General features: G+C 37.6%; 17 protein-coding genes and 1 CRISPR repeat array. Of the genes, 2 read left to right on the plus strand and 15 right to left on the minus strand.

The features are described from left to right. Position 1 precedes the first annotated feature (1 nt). Genes ybeY through HMPREF0072_RS00970 form a run of 5 tightly spaced genes read right to left on the minus strand, consistent with a single transcriptional unit; the run spans position 2 to position 3,447 of the window. On the minus strand, positions 2-460 hold the full coding sequence (gene ybeY / locus HMPREF0072_RS00950; RefSeq protein WP_004826815.1) for an rRNA maturation RNase YbeY: 459 nt from the start codon (positions 458-460) through the stop codon (positions 2-4). Next, a complete protein-coding gene (locus HMPREF0072_RS00955; protein WP_039930924.1) occupies positions 457-1,401 on the minus strand; it encodes a PhoH family protein in 945 nt (314 codons plus the stop codon). Before HMPREF0072_RS00955 ends, ybeY begins: the two co-directional genes overlap by 4 nt. A gap of 48 nt (positions 1,402-1,449) precedes the next feature. Then, the gene (locus HMPREF0072_RS00960; RefSeq protein ID WP_004826817.1) at positions 1,450-1,890 is read right to left on the minus strand and encodes a hypothetical protein; all 441 of its coding nucleotides are present in this window, start codon (positions 1,888-1,890) and stop codon (positions 1,450-1,452) included. Then, positions 1,880-2,824, minus strand: coding sequence for a flotillin-like protein FloA (floA, locus tag HMPREF0072_RS00965; protein WP_004826818.1), 945 nt, complete (start codon positions 2,822-2,824; stop codon positions 1,880-1,882). The genes HMPREF0072_RS00960 and floA overlap by 11 nt, the downstream gene beginning before the upstream one ends. After that, positions 2,824-3,447: an NfeD family protein gene (locus HMPREF0072_RS00970; protein WP_039930926.1), complete on the minus strand. Its 624-nt coding sequence runs from the start codon at positions 3,445-3,447 to the stop codon at positions 2,824-2,826. Before HMPREF0072_RS00970 ends, floA begins: the two co-directional genes overlap by 1 nt. A gap of 404 nt (positions 3,448-3,851) precedes the next feature. Between HMPREF0072_RS00970 and mgtA the strand changes: the two genes are divergently transcribed. Next, complete coding sequence (mgtA, locus tag HMPREF0072_RS00975; RefSeq protein ID WP_004826821.1) at positions 3,852-6,383, plus strand: magnesium-translocating P-type ATPase; 2,532 nt, start codon at positions 3,852-3,854, stop codon at positions 6,381-6,383. Positions 6,384-6,446: 63 nt separating this feature from the next. On the opposite strand, the gene fni is transcribed toward mgtA, so the two are convergent. Next, positions 6,447-7,460, minus strand: coding sequence for a type 2 isopentenyl-diphosphate Delta-isomerase (fni, locus tag HMPREF0072_RS00980; RefSeq protein ID WP_004826822.1), 1,014 nt, complete (start codon positions 7,458-7,460; stop codon positions 6,447-6,449). Between the two features lie 12 nt (positions 7,461-7,472). Beyond that, positions 7,473-8,783, minus strand: coding sequence for an LCP family protein (locus HMPREF0072_RS00985; RefSeq protein WP_004826823.1), 1,311 nt, complete (start codon positions 8,781-8,783; stop codon positions 7,473-7,475). Between the two features lie 171 nt (positions 8,784-8,954). On the opposite strand from HMPREF0072_RS00985, the gene HMPREF0072_RS00990 reads away from it, so the two are divergent. After that, positions 8,955-10,271, plus strand: a complete 1,317-nt coding sequence (locus tag HMPREF0072_RS00990; protein WP_004826824.1) for a sodium-dependent transporter — start codon at positions 8,955-8,957, stop codon at positions 10,269-10,271. Between the two features lie 199 nt (positions 10,272-10,470). Here the strand turns inward: HMPREF0072_RS00990 and HMPREF0072_RS12105 are convergent, their stop codons facing one another. The 8 genes from HMPREF0072_RS12105 to casB all read right to left on the minus strand — a co-directional run bounded on the left by HMPREF0072_RS12105 (position 10,471) and on the right by casB (position 17,675). Further along, on the minus strand, positions 10,471-10,644 hold the full coding sequence (locus tag HMPREF0072_RS12105; RefSeq protein ID WP_004826825.1) for a hypothetical protein: 174 nt from the start codon (positions 10,642-10,644) through the stop codon (positions 10,471-10,473). Between the two features lie 48 nt (positions 10,645-10,692). Continuing rightward, positions 10,693-10,866, minus strand: coding sequence for a hypothetical protein (locus tag HMPREF0072_RS12110; protein ID WP_004826826.1), 174 nt, complete (start codon positions 10,864-10,866; stop codon positions 10,693-10,695). A 331-nt stretch (positions 10,867-11,197) separates the two neighbouring features. Further along, a CRISPR array of direct repeats spans positions 11,198-12,752; the repeat unit is 29 nt; unit sequence AGGATCATCCCCGCTTGTGCGGGTACAAC. A gap of 60 nt (positions 12,753-12,812) precedes the next feature. Further along, positions 12,813-13,700: a type I-E CRISPR-associated endoribonuclease Cas2e gene (cas2e, locus tag HMPREF0072_RS00995; protein WP_004826828.1), complete on the minus strand. Its 888-nt coding sequence runs from the start codon at positions 13,698-13,700 to the stop codon at positions 12,813-12,815. Position 13,701: 1 nt separating this feature from the next. Continuing rightward, entirely contained in the window at positions 13,702-14,640 is a 939-nt protein-coding gene (gene cas1e / locus HMPREF0072_RS01000) for a type I-E CRISPR-associated endonuclease Cas1e (RefSeq protein ID WP_004826829.1), read from the minus strand. Continuing rightward, positions 14,637-15,284 carry a type I-E CRISPR-associated protein Cas6/Cse3/CasE gene (gene cas6e, locus HMPREF0072_RS01005; RefSeq protein ID WP_004826830.1) on the minus strand — a complete coding sequence of 216 codons (648 nt, stop codon included), beginning with the start codon at positions 15,282-15,284 and terminating at the stop codon, positions 14,637-14,639. Before cas6e ends, cas1e begins: the two co-directional genes overlap by 4 nt. Continuing rightward, the gene (gene cas5e / locus HMPREF0072_RS01010; RefSeq protein ID WP_039930927.1) at positions 15,266-15,991 is read right to left on the minus strand and encodes a type I-E CRISPR-associated protein Cas5/CasD; all 726 of its coding nucleotides are present in this window, start codon (positions 15,989-15,991) and stop codon (positions 15,266-15,268) included. Before cas5e ends, cas6e begins: the two co-directional genes overlap by 19 nt. Before the next feature lie 9 nt (positions 15,992-16,000). Next, positions 16,001-17,080, minus strand: a complete 1,080-nt coding sequence (cas7e, locus tag HMPREF0072_RS01015) for a type I-E CRISPR-associated protein Cas7/Cse4/CasC (protein ID WP_004826832.1) — start codon at positions 17,078-17,080, stop codon at positions 16,001-16,003. Continuing rightward, on the minus strand, positions 17,064-17,675 hold the full coding sequence (gene casB / locus HMPREF0072_RS01020; protein WP_004826833.1) for a type I-E CRISPR-associated protein Cse2/CasB: 612 nt from the start codon (positions 17,673-17,675) through the stop codon (positions 17,064-17,066). The genes cas7e and casB overlap by 17 nt, the downstream gene beginning before the upstream one ends. Positions 17,676-17,680 lie beyond the last annotated feature (5 nt).

A 17,680-nucleotide genomic window follows, 5' to 3' on the forward strand; every position in this document is an offset into this window, starting at 1 on the left:
TCTATTTAAAAACTCCTAGGTTTTTCATAACCTCTTTTTCTCTAGATCTCATCTCTAGCTTGTCATCTTCTTCTATGTGGTCATAGCCTAAAAGATGGAGGGTTGAGTGGCAAATAAGATACATCATCTCTCTTTCAAGTGAATGGCCAAAATCTTTTGCTTGATTCTCTGCCACATCCAGGCAAATAACTATGTCTCCCAGAAGGAAAATAGAATTTCCCTCATTATCATAGCCTTCTTCATCCATTGGAAATGATAAGACGTCAGTTGGTCTATCCACCTCCCTGTATTCCTTATTGAGCCTATGGATGGTTTCCATATCCACTATAGATAGAGAAACTTCAGCATTTTCTGTAAAATTTTCTACCCTTAGGACTTCTTCTATGGTTTTTTCTGCCCTTTCCCTAATAAGGTCAAGGTCCAAATCATTCTTTGTATCATTCGCTAACAGAAGATTCATTTTCTTTTTTCTTTCTTTCTTTCTTCTTCCCTCATCCTATCATCCTTTTCATAGGCATCGATTATCCTTTGGACGAGTGGGTGACGGACAACGTCAATTGAAGTAAAACTCATAAAATCAATTCCCGGAACATTTTTTAGGATTTGACTGGCTGAAACAAGACCAGACTTCCTGCCACGAGGGAGGTCAACCTGGGTCTTATCACCTGTAATTATCGCCTTTGAACCATAACCCAAACGGGTTAAAAACATCTTCATCTGCTCGTAGGTTGTATTTTGTGCCTCATCAAGAATTACAAAAGAATTATCCAAGGTCCTTCCCCTCATATAGGCAAGGGGAGCGACTTCTATAATGCCCTTTTCTACAAGGGCCTGGTAGGTTTCAAAACCCAAAATTTCAAAAAGCCCATCGTAAAGAGGTCTTAGGTATGGGTCAACCTTATCTTGCAAATCACCCGGCAAAAATCCTAGGCTCTCGCCCGCTTCTACTGCCGGACGGGTGAGGATAATCCTATTTACTTCGTTGTTTTTAAAGGCACGCACAGCCATGGCTACGGCAAGATAAGTCTTACCTGTACCTGCTGGACCGATACCAAAAACAATATCATTCGCCAAAATCTTTTCTATATATGATTTTTGTCCCAAGGTCTTTGGCTTAATTGGCTTGCCACCGGCTGTTGTGACAATCACATGGTCAAGGAGAGCCTTAACCACATCCTTGTTTTCCCTCTCGAGCATATCTGCATCGTATTTTAATCTTTGAAAGCTAAGCTCTCCATCTCTTTTAAGCTCGGATAAAAGCTGGATAATTAGCTTTTTGGCAAGGTCAACATGCCCTTCTTCGCCATTTATTTCTAAACTATTGTCCTTAAGCTTAAGTTTAACGTCAAACCTATCTTCTATATATTTTCTATTTGAATCAAAATTGCCAAAAAGCGAAATAATTCTTCCCGGCTCTTCTATTTCTAAAAATTCCTTAATATTTTTCTCCTAGCGTCTTTTAGAAACTGGCGGGCCTAGGATTTCTGCCATTATTATGGCATCCTTTAGCCTTTTTCTGTTTTTTTCTTTCGCCATTTCTTCTCTAATCTTATCTGTCTTTTCTTTTTGCTCTGCCTCTTTTAGTCTCTTTAGGGCAGCTGTGTCTCCCTCTTCAGGTTTTTTGAATTTTTCTGCGTGTTTTGTCCTAAGGTCTGATTTTAACCTTCTTTGGGCTTCTATATCTGGTTTTGATTGACTTTGGTATGATCCAAAATCACTTTCCATATTTTCTAGCAAATCATTTAGGTAGCCAATTAGGGATTTTTTCCTTGGACTTTTCTTAACTTCGGAAAAGGGGTTTTGTATTTTACCTTTCTTTTCGCTTTCTACTTGAATCTCTTCTGCGAGATTTTCCAAAAAAGATAAGAAAGACTTATTTTTATTTGCCATCTAGGTCAGCCTCATCGTTTGAGATTGACTGTCTCATCTTTGTGTCTGCCTTGATATTTTGAAGGTTGTAATAATCCATTACTCCAAGATTTCCTTCTTTGAAGGCTTGAGCTATGGCAAGTGGGATTTCACTTTCTGCTTCCACAACCTTGGCCCTATTTTCTTGTTCAAGGGCGATAGCTTGGGCACGTCTTTCTTCGGCCTTGGCTTGGGCGATATTCTTATCAGCTTCTGCCTGGTCTCTTTGAAGTTCAGCGCCGACGTTTCTTCCTACGTCCACATCTGCTATATCAATTGATAAAATCTCAAAGGCAGTACCAGAGTCAAGTCCCTTGTTTAATACAGTTTGAGAAATGTTGTCTGGATTTTCCAAAACTTCTGCGTGGGTTTCTGAAGAACCAACTGTGGTTACTATACCTTCGCCAACTCTAGCTATAATGGTCTCTTCACCTGCACCACCGACTAGCCTTTCGATGTTGGCCCTAACAGTAACCTTGGCAATTACCTTCACCTCTATACCATTTTTAGCAACAGCTGCTATGGTTGGAGTATTGATAACCTTTGGGGTTACAGACACTTGAACAGCCTCAAACACATTACGACCTGCAAGGTCAATAGCTGCGGCTTGTTCGAAAGAAAGATCGATATTTGCTCTTTCTGCTGCAATTAGGGCGTCAACAACTTGGTTGATATTACCACCTGCAAGGTAGTGGCTTTCAAGGTCATTTGTGGCAATGTGGATGCCTGCTTGGTGGGATTTAATCATGGCGTTTACGATTTTAGATGGAGAAACTCTCCTAAATCTCATCGCAACTAAGCTTGCCATAGAAATCTTAAGGCCTGAAAACCTCGCTGTGATCCAAAGACCAACTGGTACCATTGTAAAAAATACTACGACTAATACAAAAATTAGTCCCATCATTATAAATTCCATTACATCTCCTTTACTATTATGTGGCCATCTTTAACACCTATGACAGAAACCACCTTAGATTTTTCGATAAATTCTGCCCTGGCCATAGCATCATAAATTTCACCATCAATTTCAATCCTGCCTGTTGGTCTTAGGATTGACTTTGTATAGCCTATACTTCCAATAAGATTATTTAGATCCCTGTTAGGTCTAGGTCGTCTTTTATTTTTCTCAGACCCTTCCAAAACATAGGAATCAAATAAATTTGCCCTAAAGCCTAGCTTTACAAAGACTGTCATAGTAATGACAACTGCAAGGCCTGTGGCAAGGATGACAAATATTCCTGTGTGAGGATCTGTGAAGGAATCCATCACTGAATAAGTCGTAAGGGCAAGCCCTGCCACCCCAATTATTCCAAAGCTAGGAATAAAAAGCTCCAAACTTAAAAGGGAAATTCCCACGATAAAGGTGAGAACTGTGATGTTATCTGCTATGTTGTACTTGGCATTGGCATAGTAAAAATAAGCAAAAAGCACTACAGCTGCACCGGTGAAAAGAAGCTTTTTTTGGGTAAATAAGAGACATATCAAAGATATGACTGCGAGAATAAAACTTGTCGCAATAAAAAGGTCATTTCCTAGCATATTTTTCTCCATTCTTAAATGCGAATCCATGAATTTAAAAATAAAAATCTCTTCTTAAATTCAGGGATTATCTTTTATCTTCCTTATAACTATTATCTAGTAAATGAGGTTAAAAATCAACATAGAAGGGCTTTGTTCGCTACTAATAAATAAGACATTAGAGCTACAAGCGCAAATTTTTTTGCAAAAAAATAGTGTCTTTCTAAAGCAAGTAAGATAGGATTCTTGCTTTTAAAATCTCGCCTACTCATCCATTGTCTTAGCCTTAGCAAATCTATCTTGCTAGGAACCTGTTAGTTTATCCTAACGCTTTTGTTAGTCGCAACTTGGGATATAATCTAAATATTATTTATAATTGAAAATTAGCCATAAAAATATATAGTTTCTATATATTGGAGGCTATTATGAAAGAATTTTGGTCTTATGATAAAAAAGAAATCTTTAACCAACTAAAGACAAGTGAAAAGGGCTTGACCAGCCAAGAAGCAGAAACCAGGATAGAAGACTACGGAAAAAATACTCTCAAGGAAGTAAAATCTTCTTCAAAATTTATGGTTTTTATATCCCAATTTAAAAGTCCTATTACCCTAATCCTTATTTTCGCAGCAATTTTGTCAATTTTTACGAAAGATTATTCTGATGGATTCATTATTTTAATTATCATCATGATTTCATCTTTCCTAAGCTACCTAAACGAAAGCCATGCCCAAGATGCTGTGAAAAAACTCCTTTCAAGTGTGAGTGTAAAGTCTACAGTCCTAAGGGATGGAAAGTTCCAAGAGATTGACAACGCAGGCTTAACTTTGGGAGATATTATTAAGGTTGCTACTGGCGATATGATTCCAGCTGATTGCCTGCTTATTGATGTGAATGCACTTACAACAGACGAATCAAGCCTAACTGGAGAAACTTTTCCAGTAGAGAAAAATGTAAAAATTTTAGACGCCACTACCAGCCTTTCCCACAGGGAAAATTCCCTTTGGATGGGCACCCATGTCATCAGTGGGTCAGGCCTAGCTGTTGTAGTAAACTTAGCAAAAAACTCAGAATTCGGAAAGATTACCTCCTCCCTAGGCCAAAAAGATACCGACACTGATTTTGAAAGAGGAATAAAAGACTTTGGAAACCTGATTTTGCACGTAACAATCCTCTTGATTTGTCTAATATTTTTATTTAACATTATTTTGAACAAGTCATTTTTAGAATCCTTCATGTTTGCCCTAGCACTTTCTGTTGGTCTTACCCCACAAATGCTGCCAGCTATTATAAGTGTAAACTTATCCAAGGGTGCAAAAAGGATGTCCGATGAGGGAGTTATCGTTAAAAAACTCAATTCTATCGAAAATTTTGGATCAATGACCATTATGTGTTCTGACAAAACAGGTACCATCACCAAAGGCAAGGTCAAACTTGATTATGGTCTTGATTATAGGGAAGAAAAATCTGACGACTTAATTAGGCTTGCAAGCATAAATTCATATTTTCAAGAAGGCTACAAAAATCCGATTGACGAGGCGATTCTCCAGGGAAATACCACTGACTTTTCACCTTACAAAAAACTTTTTGAAATCCCTTATTCCTTTGAAAACAAGATTTTGTCTGTGGCTGTAAATGACTCTTCTAACTTAGCACAAAAAAACTTCATGGTAACCAAGGGCGCTTTTGAGAATATTGTTGGGGTTTGCAAGACCTATGAAAAAACAGACAAGAGCCAGGGGCCTATTGGTGAAATCAAAAATCAAATAACTGAACTTTTTAACAAATATTCTGCCCAAGGCTACAGGGTGTTGGGCCTTGCCTATAAATTTTTAGATGATGGGGAGAATATCAAAGAAGAAAAGGCAAGTGATATGATTTTTAAGGGCCTGCTCCTATTTATAGACCCCCTCAAAGATGACGTTAAGGATGTAATCTGTGAGATGGATAGGCTGGGCGTTTCTCTAAAAATGATTACTGGAGATAATAAAGAAATTGCAAAAAATATCGGCAGTCAAATCGGTCTTGACCCTACAAAGATTCTGTTGGGCGAAGATTTAAAGGACTATTCCCTAAGCCAACTTAATAAAAAAGTCCTAGATGTTGACATTTTTGCTGAGATAAGTCCAAACCAAAAGGAAAAAATTATCAGAGCCTACAAGGAGGCTGGCGAAATTGTTGGCTACATGGGTGATGGGATTAACGACGCACCTGCTATCAAACAAGCAGATGTGGGTATTTCTGTAAATACAGCCGCAGATACAGCCAAGGATGCGGCATCAATCGTGCTTTTGCAAAACAACCTAAATGTTTTGCTTTCCGGCATAAAAGAAGGCAGGAGAACTTTTATCAATACCTTAAAATATATTTTTATCGCCACTAGCGCAAATTTCGGCAATATGTTTTCAATGGCAGGTGCGAGCCTATTTTTGAAATTCTTGCCACTTTTGCCCAAGCAAATTCTCCTAACCAACCTATTTACAGACTTTCCATCCTTGCAGATTGCATCAGACTCTGTTGATAGTACTTGGTTAGAAAAACCAGTAAAGTGGGATATGTCCTTTATCAAAAAATTCATGATAATTTTTGGTATTACATCCTCAGTTTTTGACTACCTAACATTTTTCGTCTTGCTAGCAATCTTTAAAGCTGACGAACAACTTTTCCAAACAGGTTGGATGTTAGAATCAGTCATCTCTGCCATGGTTGTAATGCTCATTGTGAGGACTGCAAGACCAGTTCTTAGAAGTAAACCAAGCAAAAAATTGATCCTTGCAATAGTCCTTGTAAGTTTAGTTCTAATAGCCATAATCTATAGCCCTCTTAATACTTACCTAGGCTTGACATCCTTGCCGATAAAAGCGCTCATCTCTATGTTTGGCATATCCTTAGCCTACGCTTTAATAGCAGAAGTACTAAAGAAAAAATTTTACGAAAAAAATTCCTTTTCAAGGAAATAAAATTTGAGCAAAGAAAAAAACGGCAGGTTTCTGATAATCAGATTCCTGTCGTTTTTCATTTTCCTAGCCAACAAGCTCTTTAAGCCTGCCAGTTAACTTATAATCAACTTTTTTTAATTCTTCTATATTCTTCACTCCAAGTAGAGCCATGACTATTTTTAAACGCCTATTCATTTCCTTTAAGTAGTCGTAACAAGCCTCATAACTTCCTAAGAGTAAGTACCTAAGAGCTTCACCACTAATTGCTGTCATATCAGCCCCAAGTATTAGGGCCTTGGCAACATCTACTGCAGTTTTAATCCCACCTGAACCAATGATAAATACATCATCGGATAGGCTCCTCGCATCAATTATCGCCTTGGCTGTTGGCACTCCCCAATCATAGAATTCTTTATAGTCGGATTCAAAGTCCCTCATATCTTCAATTTCTATGAAATTTGTACCACCTTTGCCAGAAACGTCTAGGTATTTTACGCCTGCTTCTATAAGCTTTTGGCAAGTTGCCTTTGAAAGACCATTGCCAGTTTCTTTTACAATTATAGGCACGTCTAGGCTTTTGATTAATTTTTTTATGTTTTCGTAATAGCCCTTAAAGTTCTTATCGCCTTCTGGCATAAAAAGTTCTTGGGCCACATTTAAGTGGACTTGGATGGCGTGAGCACCTATCATACCAGCTGCATTTTTAAAATCCTCAAGACTTCTTTCAGCTCCAAGATTTCCTATCCTTACCATGTCCTTTTCCCTAATTAGGGTGAAACTTTCTTTAGCTTCATCATCTTCGAGACCGATTGTTTGACTGCCCACAGCCATTGGTATGTTAAGGCTCTTACAGATGGATGACAAATCTTCGTTTATATCAGCGCTTGATTCACCACCACCGGTCATAGCATTTATCATAATAGGCATAGAAATTTTCCTACCTAAAAACTCAATGGATGTATCAATTTCATCAAAATTTACGTCTGACAAACTATTGTGATCAAGGTAGACATCTTCAAAAAGTGGGTCGCTATAACCAGATGTCTTTAGGTAATTTTCAATATGTTCGTCTTTTCTTTCTCGTCTTCTACTTGTCATATTTTTTCCTAACTATTCCCCACCTTCTCCAGAGCCACTGTCTGATGGTTGGTCAACATTCAAGCCTGGTTCGTACTCAACAACGCCTGGGTCTGCTGGTGCCTCTTTTGGTGCTGGGCTTTCAGGAGCCTTTGGTGCTGGTTCATAAGTCTCGGTACTAGGCTCTTGTCTTCTCTCCCTGTGACCTTGGTTGGTCTTTGGAGTTGACTTGGCAGGCTCTTCCCATTTTGGTTCTTCTTGGTATTCATAGGAGTTATTATAATTATTTTCGTAAGTATTTTCGTAATTATTCTCGTAATTATAATTTGGCTCGTAGGTTTGATTATTTATATTATTATTTTTTGGGAAAATATTAACTGGTGCCTCTTGGTTAATGCTTGCATGGTTTGATTCAGGAAGACCAGAATCTTCTTCCTTCCACTTACTAAGCTTGAAGTCCGCAAATACATCATTAACTATATCCCAAGTTCCTCTTTCATCTGGTATATAATAACTAATGTTGTTTATATAGGCACCATTGCCCGGAACTATAAAGGTTTCAACCTTATCTGATGAGAAATTTGGAATACTTTTTACCAAATTAACTATGGCACTCATTGGTAGGTTGGTCTTTACATATTTGATGTAGGACGAAATCACTGTCATAAGGTTCATTTCATTTGATTTCTTAACAGCTTGGTCTACCATGGCCTTAACAAAATCTTGTTGGGCATGAACCCTTCCTATATCACCATTGTTATAGATATGTCTAGTCCTTAAATACCACATGGTATCTGTACCATTAAAGTGGTGCATACCTGGTTTGATATTAAGAGTCCACTTTTTAATGTTTACACCTTCTGGCACCTCATAGTCAACACCACCGATGGCATCGACAATATTTACAAGAGCCTGGTAATTAACTTGGACATAGTAGTCAATATCAAGGCCTAGGAAGTTCCTAAGACTTTGAAGAGTTAGCTCAATACCACCAAAGGCGTGGGCGTGGTTAACCTTATCATAGGTATTTCTCACAAGGACCCTGGAGTCCCTAGGGATTGACAAGAGTTTAATTGTGCCGTCCTTGGTATTGGCCTTCATCAACATAATAGTATCCGTACGGGTGAAATCTTCGTTATTCTCTTCACCTGCTGCCTTATCCACTCCAACTAGGAGGATTAAATATTCATCTTTACTTGTTTTAACAGCCTGGTCTTCAAATGTCCCTCCATTAGAATGATTAGCAGCATTCGACCTTTGATCAAGAAAATCAAAAGCAAATTTGCTAGCCACAAAAGATAGGGCAAAAACAAAGACTAGGGCAAAAAATCTTCTTATCTTCATAATTTTCCTTTACTCGTTACATTATACCCTAAGTCTATCCCTTCTTTAAACTATTTTTTAAAATAATATTATAAAAAATTTTTAAAAGTTCGCACTTGCTTGAATATTTCCCAAAATTCATTATAATTAGATTATTAATCATTAATTTAAAATTATTTTATTGGAGTTATTATGGAAAATAGAAATAAGTTTTCTTCCCTATGGGGATTTATAATGGCTTGTGTTGGCTCTGCTGTAGGCCTAGCCAATGTTTGGGCTTTTCCCTATCAATTAGGTTCTAATGGTGGATTGGCATTCTTATTGCCCTATCTCCTATTCGCCTTTATTTTTGGCAGGGTAGGTCTGGCCGCGGAAAACGCCATAGGCAGAAAATATAAATCAGGACCAATGGTTGTCTACAAAGAAGCCTACAAAAGTCGCAACATGGAAAAATTTGGCAAAATAATTAGGTGGCTACCAATGATAGGAGTAGGCCTCTTATCAATCGGCTATGCTGTAGTAATTACCTATGTCATCAAAGCCTTGTTTGATACCATCAGTGGAAGTATTTTCACTGTTGAAAGTGCCACTTGGTTTGATAGCATATCCACAAATGATTTTAAGGTAATTATTCCCCACCTCTTCTTGATGGTCCTAGTGTATTTTGCCCTAGCCTACGAAACCGAAGGAATTGAGAAAACAAACAAATTTATCATGCCCTTGTTTTTCGTACTCTTCCTTATCCTTGCAATCAGGGTATTCTTCCTTGACGGAGCCCTTGGAGGTTATAAATTTATCTTCAACATGGACTTTGGAAAACTTAAGGAAATCAAAACCTGGGTCGCAGCCATGGGCCAGGCCTTCTTTTCCCTATCCCTAGTAGGAACAGTAATGGTAGTCTATGGGTCTTACTTGCCAGATGATGAAGATGTAATAAAAGCATCAACCATCACAATGGGACTTGACACCCTCTCAGCTATGATCTCAGCCTTCGTAATGCTACCAGCATGTTTTGCCTACGGCTTTTCACCAGCAAGTGGACCAAAACTACTCTTTGTAGTCTTGCCCCAAGCCCTAAAAGAAATGCCCCTTGGCAAATTATATGGAATTATCTTGTTCCTAGCAGTAGTCTTTGCAGGCATATCGTCAATCCAATCAATGCTAGAAACCATAACCGAAGCCATAGTCTATAGCTTCCCAAAACTAAAAAGAAAAATGGTTCTAATCGCTTTAATCACAACAATTTACCTAATAGGTATCTTCATCGAACCAATCTCAAAATGGGGTCCATGGATGGACATAGTAACTATCTACATCCTCCCAATCAGCGGGATAATAGGAGCCATCACATGGTTCTGGATAATCAAAAAAGAAGACCTCCTAAGCGAAGTAAACAAAAGCGTAAAAAGCAAATACGGAAATACCTGGTATTATACAGGCAAATACATCTTCGTACCCCTAGCCATAATCCTATGCTTCATAGCCATAAGATACCACATATCTTTCTAGGAAACTTGGAAACTTGAAAATCAACAAATTCAAAAAGGCATGACCAAAAAACTGGCCATGCCTTTTACTTTACAAAAAATTTCCCAAACAGGTCTTAGCCTAAATTTAGCTAAGGTAAACTAATAACTAAAGCTATCATTTTTATTTTAGGATCTAACCTACTTTTAAAATTTTAATTGCTAAATTATATTTTCTAATCCTATTCATCATCAGGAGCATACCAAACAATATGCCTCCCCTCCTTCTTGGCCTTGGCACTTTCTTCCTGGTATCTCTTGATTCTTTCTTTTTCTTCTTCTGTGAGTATTATATCATAATCCTCTGCTTTTTCAGCACCAAGCGCTATACCTATAAGCAAATATTCCCTATTCATTTCAATCTCCCATATTTTGAACTCAAATAATCCTACTAAACAAAATACCTAATCCATATCAGGAGCATAAAAAACAATATGCTTGCCCTCTTTCTTAGCCTTCTCAGACTCCTTTTTGTACCACTCGATGGCCTCTTTATCCTCTTCTGTGAGTGTGATATTATTCGCCTCAGCAGTTGTATCTCCCAGTGCTATTCTCATTATTAAATATTCTCTATTCATAATTTTCTCCTTCTTCCAAAAAAACTTTATAAAATCCTAATTTTTATAAACTCATAAACTTAAAATCAAAACACAAACAAAGCTAGCTTTTAAAACAAAATGATATTTCGATTAAAAAAATTGATAAATTCAGAATTAAAAATGAAAATAAATAGAGAATTAATTTTTGAAAAAATAAATGATTAATAAAAAATTCGAAATGAAAAAGTATTAACACTTCCCTTAATATTATACCCTTTATGACCTGATTTAATCCCAAAAAATAAAAAATCGAACTCCCCCACTTGCAAGTCCTGTCCTTAAAATTAATTTCAGAGGAATATATTAAGAAAGGATCATCCCCGCGTCTGCGGGTACAACCTTTATAACCTTCCTCAAAAGCCTAGCAGCAAGGGATCATCCCCGCTTGTGCGGGTACAACCTAAATCAACAGTATCTAATTTTTGAATATCTAGGATCATCCCCGCTTGTGCGGGTACAACTTATTTAAAAGGCTTGAAAACTTCCAACCTGGAGGATCATCCCCGCTTGTGCGGGTACAACTGCTGCAAGGAAGGCTTTGGGATATGGGAAGAAGGATCATCCCCGCTTGTGCGGGTACAACGGAACGCAGAAACAGCAGATCCAATAGCAGATAGGATCATCCCCGCTTGTGCGGGTACAACGTTTTATGATTTTAATCGGGATTGTTGGTCTGAGGATCATCCCCGCTTGTGCGGGTACAACTGCCTATAAAGGCTTTTTCAAAGGCTCTAGCTGGGATCATCCCCGCTTGTGCGGGTACAACTTATATGGATAACCTTCTGGAGTGTTTGTTTCAGGATCATCCCCGCTTGTGCGGGTACAACATATTTTTTCTAATTCTGTTTATTAACATAGCAGGATCATCCCCGCTTGTGCGGGTACAACTGATAATGTGGATGATAATCATTTCTGGTAGAAGGATCATCCCCGCTTGTGCGGGTACAACTCAAAAGCTTCAACATCAAGAGTCATCTTTTAAGGATCATCCCCGCTTGTGCGGGTACAACTTAAATATGAATTTATCTTCTTAACTTTAACCGGGATCATCCCCGCTTGTGCGGGTACAACTAATATGTGGTATTCTATGAGAATGAAAATTGAGGATCATCCCCGCTTGTGCGGGTACAACTTGATTTACGATAATGATCATTTTAATAAATTAGGATCATCCCCGCTTGTGCGGGTACAACTTTTAGTGTAATTTCGGAGTTGCCTCCTTAAAAGGATCATCCCCGCTTGTGCGGGTACAACCAGTCTATGCCAAAATGTGGCACAGATGGAGGAGGATCATCCCCGCTTGTGCGGGTACAACTCATTAATATCTCTTTTTCTAGTCATCTTTTAAGGATCATCCCCGCTTGTGCGGGTACAACTCTTATAATCTATATAGGAAACATTTCTAATTAGGATCATCCCCGCTTGTGCGGGTACAACTTTCTACTGGTGGAAGCGTCCATATTGTCATCAGGATCATCCCCGCTTGTGCGGGTACAACTGTGTCTTGGGTAATTGTAATCATTTTTATTCCAGGATCATCCCCGCTTGTGCGGGTACAACTGGTACATACTGTCTTCTTTGTCGAAGGTGTTAGGATCATCCCCGCTTGTGCGGGTACAACCCAAGGAGATGCTGGAAGAAGTGAAGCAAGAGAGGATCATCCCCGCTTGTGCGGGTACAACTTTTAAAATTTGATAATAAATTAAATTATATTAGGATCATCCCCGCTTGTGCGGGTACAACAAACATTCCATACGTTATAATCACGCTTTTCCAGGATCATCCCCGCTTGTGCGGGTACAACTTACCTGGTTCGTTAAATTGATTTTTAAAATTAGGATCATCCCCGCTTGTGCGGGTACAACAGTAAAAAAAATACATTATTAAGCCAATCTGGATCCTTTTTTCAGGAATTTTGATTCACTTTAATTTTCTAATCTTTTGACAAGTTTATTTAGTTTAGCTATTAGTTTTTGAATTATTTTCACATCCTCCAGCGCTCTATGAGGTACATTTTTATTTATTCCATATTCTTTTATGACCGTTTCTAGCTTGTAATTTTTAAGAAATAACTTATCGTTTTTTACATATTGCATGACATCATAGGTCATATTTTTAATTTTTGGTTTTTCCTGCCTCTTTAGGGATTCATTTATAAATTTAATGTCAAAATTTATGTTATATCCTACGAGTGTATCTTCTCCTATGAAGTCTATAAATTCATTTATGGCGTTTTTTTCATCTTTGCCTTTTTTTATATCTTCATCGCTTATTCCGGTTATGTTGCTTATTTTTTCTGACAATTTTATATCCTGCCATATAATTGAGGAATATTCTTTGTTTTCCTTACCGATTTTTATCGCACCTATTTCAATTATCCTATCATTTATTGGGTCAAGTCCTGTTGTTTCAAGATCGATTATTATATAGGCTTTGGTATGTTCCTGAGATTTGAATGAGAAATATTTTTTCGCTTTTCTCATCTTTGCGGCTTTGCTAAAACCAAGTTTATTTTCTTTTTTATCTTCTTTGGGGTTTTGTGGTGTTAGTACTAAGGGGATTCCTTCAAAATCTATCATTATTTTATTTGAATTGTGAGTTTCAAATTTATATCCTATTTCATTTCTATAGGCATAGGTCATTGTAGCTTCGCCACTTCCTACGCTTTCTACCACTCGCTCCCATAGTTCTTGTCTTATTTTTGTATTGAAATTTCCTACATAGACTCCTGTCGCTATTTCCTGCATCCACTTTGTGAGGTCACCTCTTAATGATGGTGGGGAATTTTTTAAGGTTATTACTGTTAATGGCATTTTAAATCTCTCTGTAGCTTATGCCATGTTTAGCATTTCTTTCTTTATCGTCCCAAAGCTCGATTATTTCGGTGGATATTTTTTCTTCCTCAGATATATCCATTAAGAATTGTAAATCTTCTACGATTTTTTGCATTAATTTCCCATCAACCATCCTATCTCTGAGACTAAGTCTGCCTATTTTCCCAATGTCCTCTCCCTCTTGGTGTTTGTTTGCAAGGTCGAAGGCTAAAGGAATTGTTAATTCTGCCTTGTATAGGTCAGCTATGTCATAAACAAAAGACTTATCGTGGCCCGTATGGATAAAGCCAAGTCCAGGGCTCATGCCCAAGGCAACTATTACACTGTGGCATACTCCGTACAGGGAAACATTTAGGGCTGATAAGGCTTGATTTACTGGATCGCTATCTTCAAAATCATCAACCTTATACGCTCTTCTTTCCCACTTTACATTAAATTTTTTTGCGCAATCTCGGTAAACTTTTCTAATTCTTGATCCTTCCCTGCCACGAAGTTGCTGCATGGTTAAGTTTGAAACGTCCTCACCTTTAAAACGCATGGCATACATTTTTCTTGCAACAGTGAGTCTGGTCCTTTTATTTGAAACTAATTTAGCTTGCTTTTCTAAAAATCTAGTGGAATTAGCAAGACTCCTGCCATGGGCATAATATCTAACGCCCCTTTCACCTACCCAGATTACAGATGTTCCGACATCACCAAGAATTTCCATGGCCCTGTGGCTTATATCTGTGCCTGGTCCTAACAAGAGAACACCAATAAGTGATACGGGTATATTTACAAGGCCACGATAATCGCTAACTGTAATTGCACTGTCAACCCTATTTATTTTTGCGTGTTCAACATAGATAAAGCTTACCCTATCAGATATCCTTGGCAATTCAGTTAAGTCTGTCTTTTTTGCTCCTGCTATGTTTTTCATTTTTCTGGTATTATTGTCAAAAACCCACAACCGTAGGCTTTTTTCTTGCCAATGCCATTTACAAGAGCGACTTTAAATTTTTCAAGGTCAGTAATTGTGAGCATTCCTTCATAGGTGGCGCTTACAATATTTTTCCTCGATTTTTTCTTATCTTCTTTATCAAAGTTCATAAAATATTCTTTATCTATCTTGCTTATCCCAAATTCATCAGTCTTAACTTCAAAGCCATTTCTCTGGGCCTTATCAACTAAAAATCCATTTAATTTTTCATTAGGTACAGGCATAATACGACCACGTTTTGTTGAATTTTCTTTGTCTATTTTGGCTATAACTGTATTTAGTTTTATCCTAAATTTTGCCCTAATCCCTTCTTTTAAAGAAGCAAGAAATTCATCATAATCCTTGACTTCTGTTGTTGATTCAACGCCATATTTTTCCAGCTTTTCCTTATCTGGTATATACTCGCTTAGGATTATTAGGTAGTATTTATCACCAATATTGTCAATTCGCCACAATTTTCTTGTACGTATATCATTTTCTTGTGGAAAAGAATGTTCTACCCAACCATGGTAGCAGCCAAGATGGGTTAAGTCTTTCATCTTTCTTCTATTATTTATATCTATTTCTACTCTTGATAAATACATAACTGGCCCTCCAAGCTTTCAAAAACGTCAAATGGGTCTTTATCTGATTTTGCCATGACTAGGCTAGATCTAGCCTCAAATCTTGGTCCAAATTTACGTTCTTTTTGAGAAAATGAAACAACTCTGTCATTTCTAATTGTGTGAGAATTTTCTGGCAAGAGGTCCTTATCGGCATAGATATCTGCTCGGTAATTTTTGTTTTTCTTTTTAAACCAATCAGCAGCCTGCCAGTCAAGATTTTCTAAAGCCTCTATTGGTCCTTCCTCATTTGTGCCCAAGATGAACCTTGCAGGCAACGGACAGGAGCGTCTTCCCATAAAGGGTTGGAAATATGGATATTTTAGTCCTTGAAGGATTTCTTCCATCCACTTATCATCTTCATGAGAGATAGCTACAACAAAAACTGCGTCTTCCATATAATAACGGTTTGTTACATAAGTTCTTTCAAGTTCTCCATTTGGCTTTACTTTCCTAGCTATGTGGTAGTCTTTTTTAAGGACTCCCTCTTGGTCAACTCTGACAGCAAAGTCAAGATCATTTAGTTTTTGTATTTTCTCATCTTCATCACGTTCATAGCCAAAGCTTGCCGCTATTATCCCAATTACCCCTGATTTTGATGGATAATAGTCGCTTGTCCTCGTTTCAAAACGAGATGAAGTCCCCCATGACTGCATAGGTCCTGTTAATTTTAATAAGATAGTTTTCACTATTATCACCTAGGCTTCTATATTTTTTTCTATCTCTTTGCCCAAGTCTTCTAGGAGGTCATTTAGACTTGCTTCTGACTTTCCTATCTCATTTACTTCTGTATTGCCTAAAATTAAATAGGCTGTAAAGATTGGTTTATCAAGAATTTTGTCGTATTTTGTATATTCAGAAAAAAGTTTTTCTATTGATTTATCAACGTAGCCATTATCTGATTTAATTGGCTCTTCAAAGGCGCTTACCATGTTTAAAGGCCTATCAGACCTTAGACTTACAACTATTGCTTGAGGTAGGGTTTGGTTGGCAAAGGTATTTATTTTTCCAGTTGGCATGGATTCTACGAAAGATTTTACAAAAAGTTTAGTAGCCTTTATGGTTTCTTCCTTATCAGCAAGCTGCCTATAGAAATCATGAAGGGCAATATTTGCATAACGGTAGAGGGTTGAAGAATTGTATTCAACTGTACCAAGCATACCAGCTCCCGCATTATCTTCTGGAGCCAGGTCGTCAACAGCGGTAAAAAAGTCAAATTCACTTTGGATAGCATGGGTTGATATAGCGTGAGCTACCTGGCTAGATGCATCTTCATTTAGAGAAGCATCATCTGCAACCATTCTGCCAAATAATGCTACATCAATAGAAGTATCATTTTTCAAAATCTCTTGGAGAATTTTTTTATCGTTAACCTTATCGATACTAGCTTGAGCAAGTTCTTCTGCTTGCTTATCACTCATGAAAAATAAGGCTTTAGCTTTCTGATCTTTAGTTGAAATCTTAGCATTATTTATAGTTTTATCAGCCATCTCCATGGCTTCTTCTATGCTTATTGAACCATCTTTTTGGACGATTTTGTTAGCTACATATCTAACAATTTCAAGCGACCTTATTCCTACATTCTCCACATCACCATTTTCGTTAAAATATTTTCTGATAGCCCTCTTCCAAGATTGAGAGCTAACCCTAGCCCTAGTTACACCCCCGTATTGGGCGGTTTTTGGACTACCTGTATCGTCCCTGTTGATATTTGCTGGTGGTACGGTTTGGATAGCGTGGATGTCTAGAAATAGTCTGTTGTTAATTTTGTTTTGCATTTTTTTCGTCCCCTTCTTTTTTGTTGAATTTATAATATGATCTTGACCATTTAATTTTTAGCCCTTCTCTTTGATTTTTCAAAAACCAATATAGGTCATCGGCAAGGCTGGCATAGTCAACCTTAACGTCTGATTTAGCTTTTAAAAGTTTTATCATTTGCCTTAGGTGGTGGCTTAGTTCATCAAAATTGCTTGATGTTATCATGGCATTAAACCTTCTATCGAGTGCTTTGGTATCGTCTTCCTTATCTCTAGCAGTTTTTAAAGCATCTCCTAGGTTTTGCTTTTTCTCCCCTTCTTCATAATCAAGCTTTAAAACAGTGTCCACTTTAGCTTGTTGGTGGAGGGCGTACATTTGGACAGCTGTTAGGATTGCCTTCTCATAATCATTTAAATTTTTATTGGAGCCTAAAAATTCTTCTGGTATATTATGAAAAACAAAGGCCAAGGCATCCATATTAACAGATGAGTCCTTGTTAATCGAATTTCTAATATTAGCAAAGATGGCCTTGGTACTTGGCTTATCCCTATCATTGTCAAGAAGCCTTAGAATCTTTGCCGTTTCCTTATAAACATTTAATTTAGAATCTTCCATCTATA

The sequence above is a fragment of the Anaerococcus lactolyticus ATCC 51172 genome, assembly GCF_000156575.1.
Taxonomy (GTDB): domain Bacteria; phylum Bacillota; class Clostridia; order Tissierellales; family Peptoniphilaceae; genus Anaerococcus; species Anaerococcus lactolyticus.

Coding starts and splice junctions, on each gene's coding strand:
- HMPREF0072_RS12110 (WP_004826826.1), bottom strand. CDS start 10,866: ATGAATAGAGAATATTTAATAATGAGAATAGCACTGGGAGATACAACT.
- cas2e (WP_004826828.1), bottom strand. CDS start 13,700: ATGCCATTAACAGTAATAACCTTAAAAAATTCCCCACCATCATTAAGA.
- cas6e (WP_004826830.1), bottom strand. CDS start 15,284: ATGTATTTATCAAGAGTAGAAATAGATATAAATAATAGAAGAAAGATG.
- HMPREF0072_RS00960 (WP_004826817.1), bottom strand. CDS start 1,890: ATGGCAAATAAAAATAAGTCTTTCTTATCTTTTTTGGAAAATCTCGCA.
- HMPREF0072_RS00970 (WP_039930926.1), bottom strand. CDS start 3,447: ATGCTAGGAAATGACCTTTTTATTGCGACAAGTTTTATTCTCGCAGTC.
- HMPREF0072_RS00990 (WP_004826824.1), top strand. CDS start 8,955: ATGGAAAATAGAAATAAGTTTTCTTCCCTATGGGGATTTATAATGGCT.
- ybeY (WP_004826815.1), bottom strand. CDS start 460: ATGAATCTTCTGTTAGCGAATGATACAAAGAATGATTTGGACCTTGAC.
- casB (WP_004826833.1), bottom strand. CDS start 17,675: ATGGAAGATTCTAAATTAAATGTTTATAAGGAAACGGCAAAGATTCTA.
- fni (WP_004826822.1), bottom strand. CDS start 7,460: ATGACAAGTAGAAGACGAGAAAGAAAAGACGAACATATTGAAAATTAC.
- mgtA (WP_004826821.1), top strand. CDS start 3,852: ATGAAAGAATTTTGGTCTTATGATAAAAAAGAAATCTTTAACCAACTA.
- HMPREF0072_RS12105 (WP_004826825.1), bottom strand. CDS start 10,644: ATGAATAGGGAATATTTGCTTATAGGTATAGCGCTTGGTGCTGAAAAA.
- cas1e (WP_004826829.1), bottom strand. CDS start 14,640: ATGAAAAACATAGCAGGAGCAAAAAAGACAGACTTAACTGAATTGCCA.
- HMPREF0072_RS00985 (WP_004826823.1), bottom strand. CDS start 8,783: ATGAAGATAAGAAGATTTTTTGCCCTAGTCTTTGTTTTTGCCCTATCT.
- cas7e (WP_004826832.1), bottom strand. CDS start 17,080: ATGCAAAACAAAATTAACAACAGACTATTTCTAGACATCCACGCTATC.
- floA (WP_004826818.1), bottom strand. CDS start 2,824: ATGGAATTTATAATGATGGGACTAATTTTTGTATTAGTCGTAGTATTT.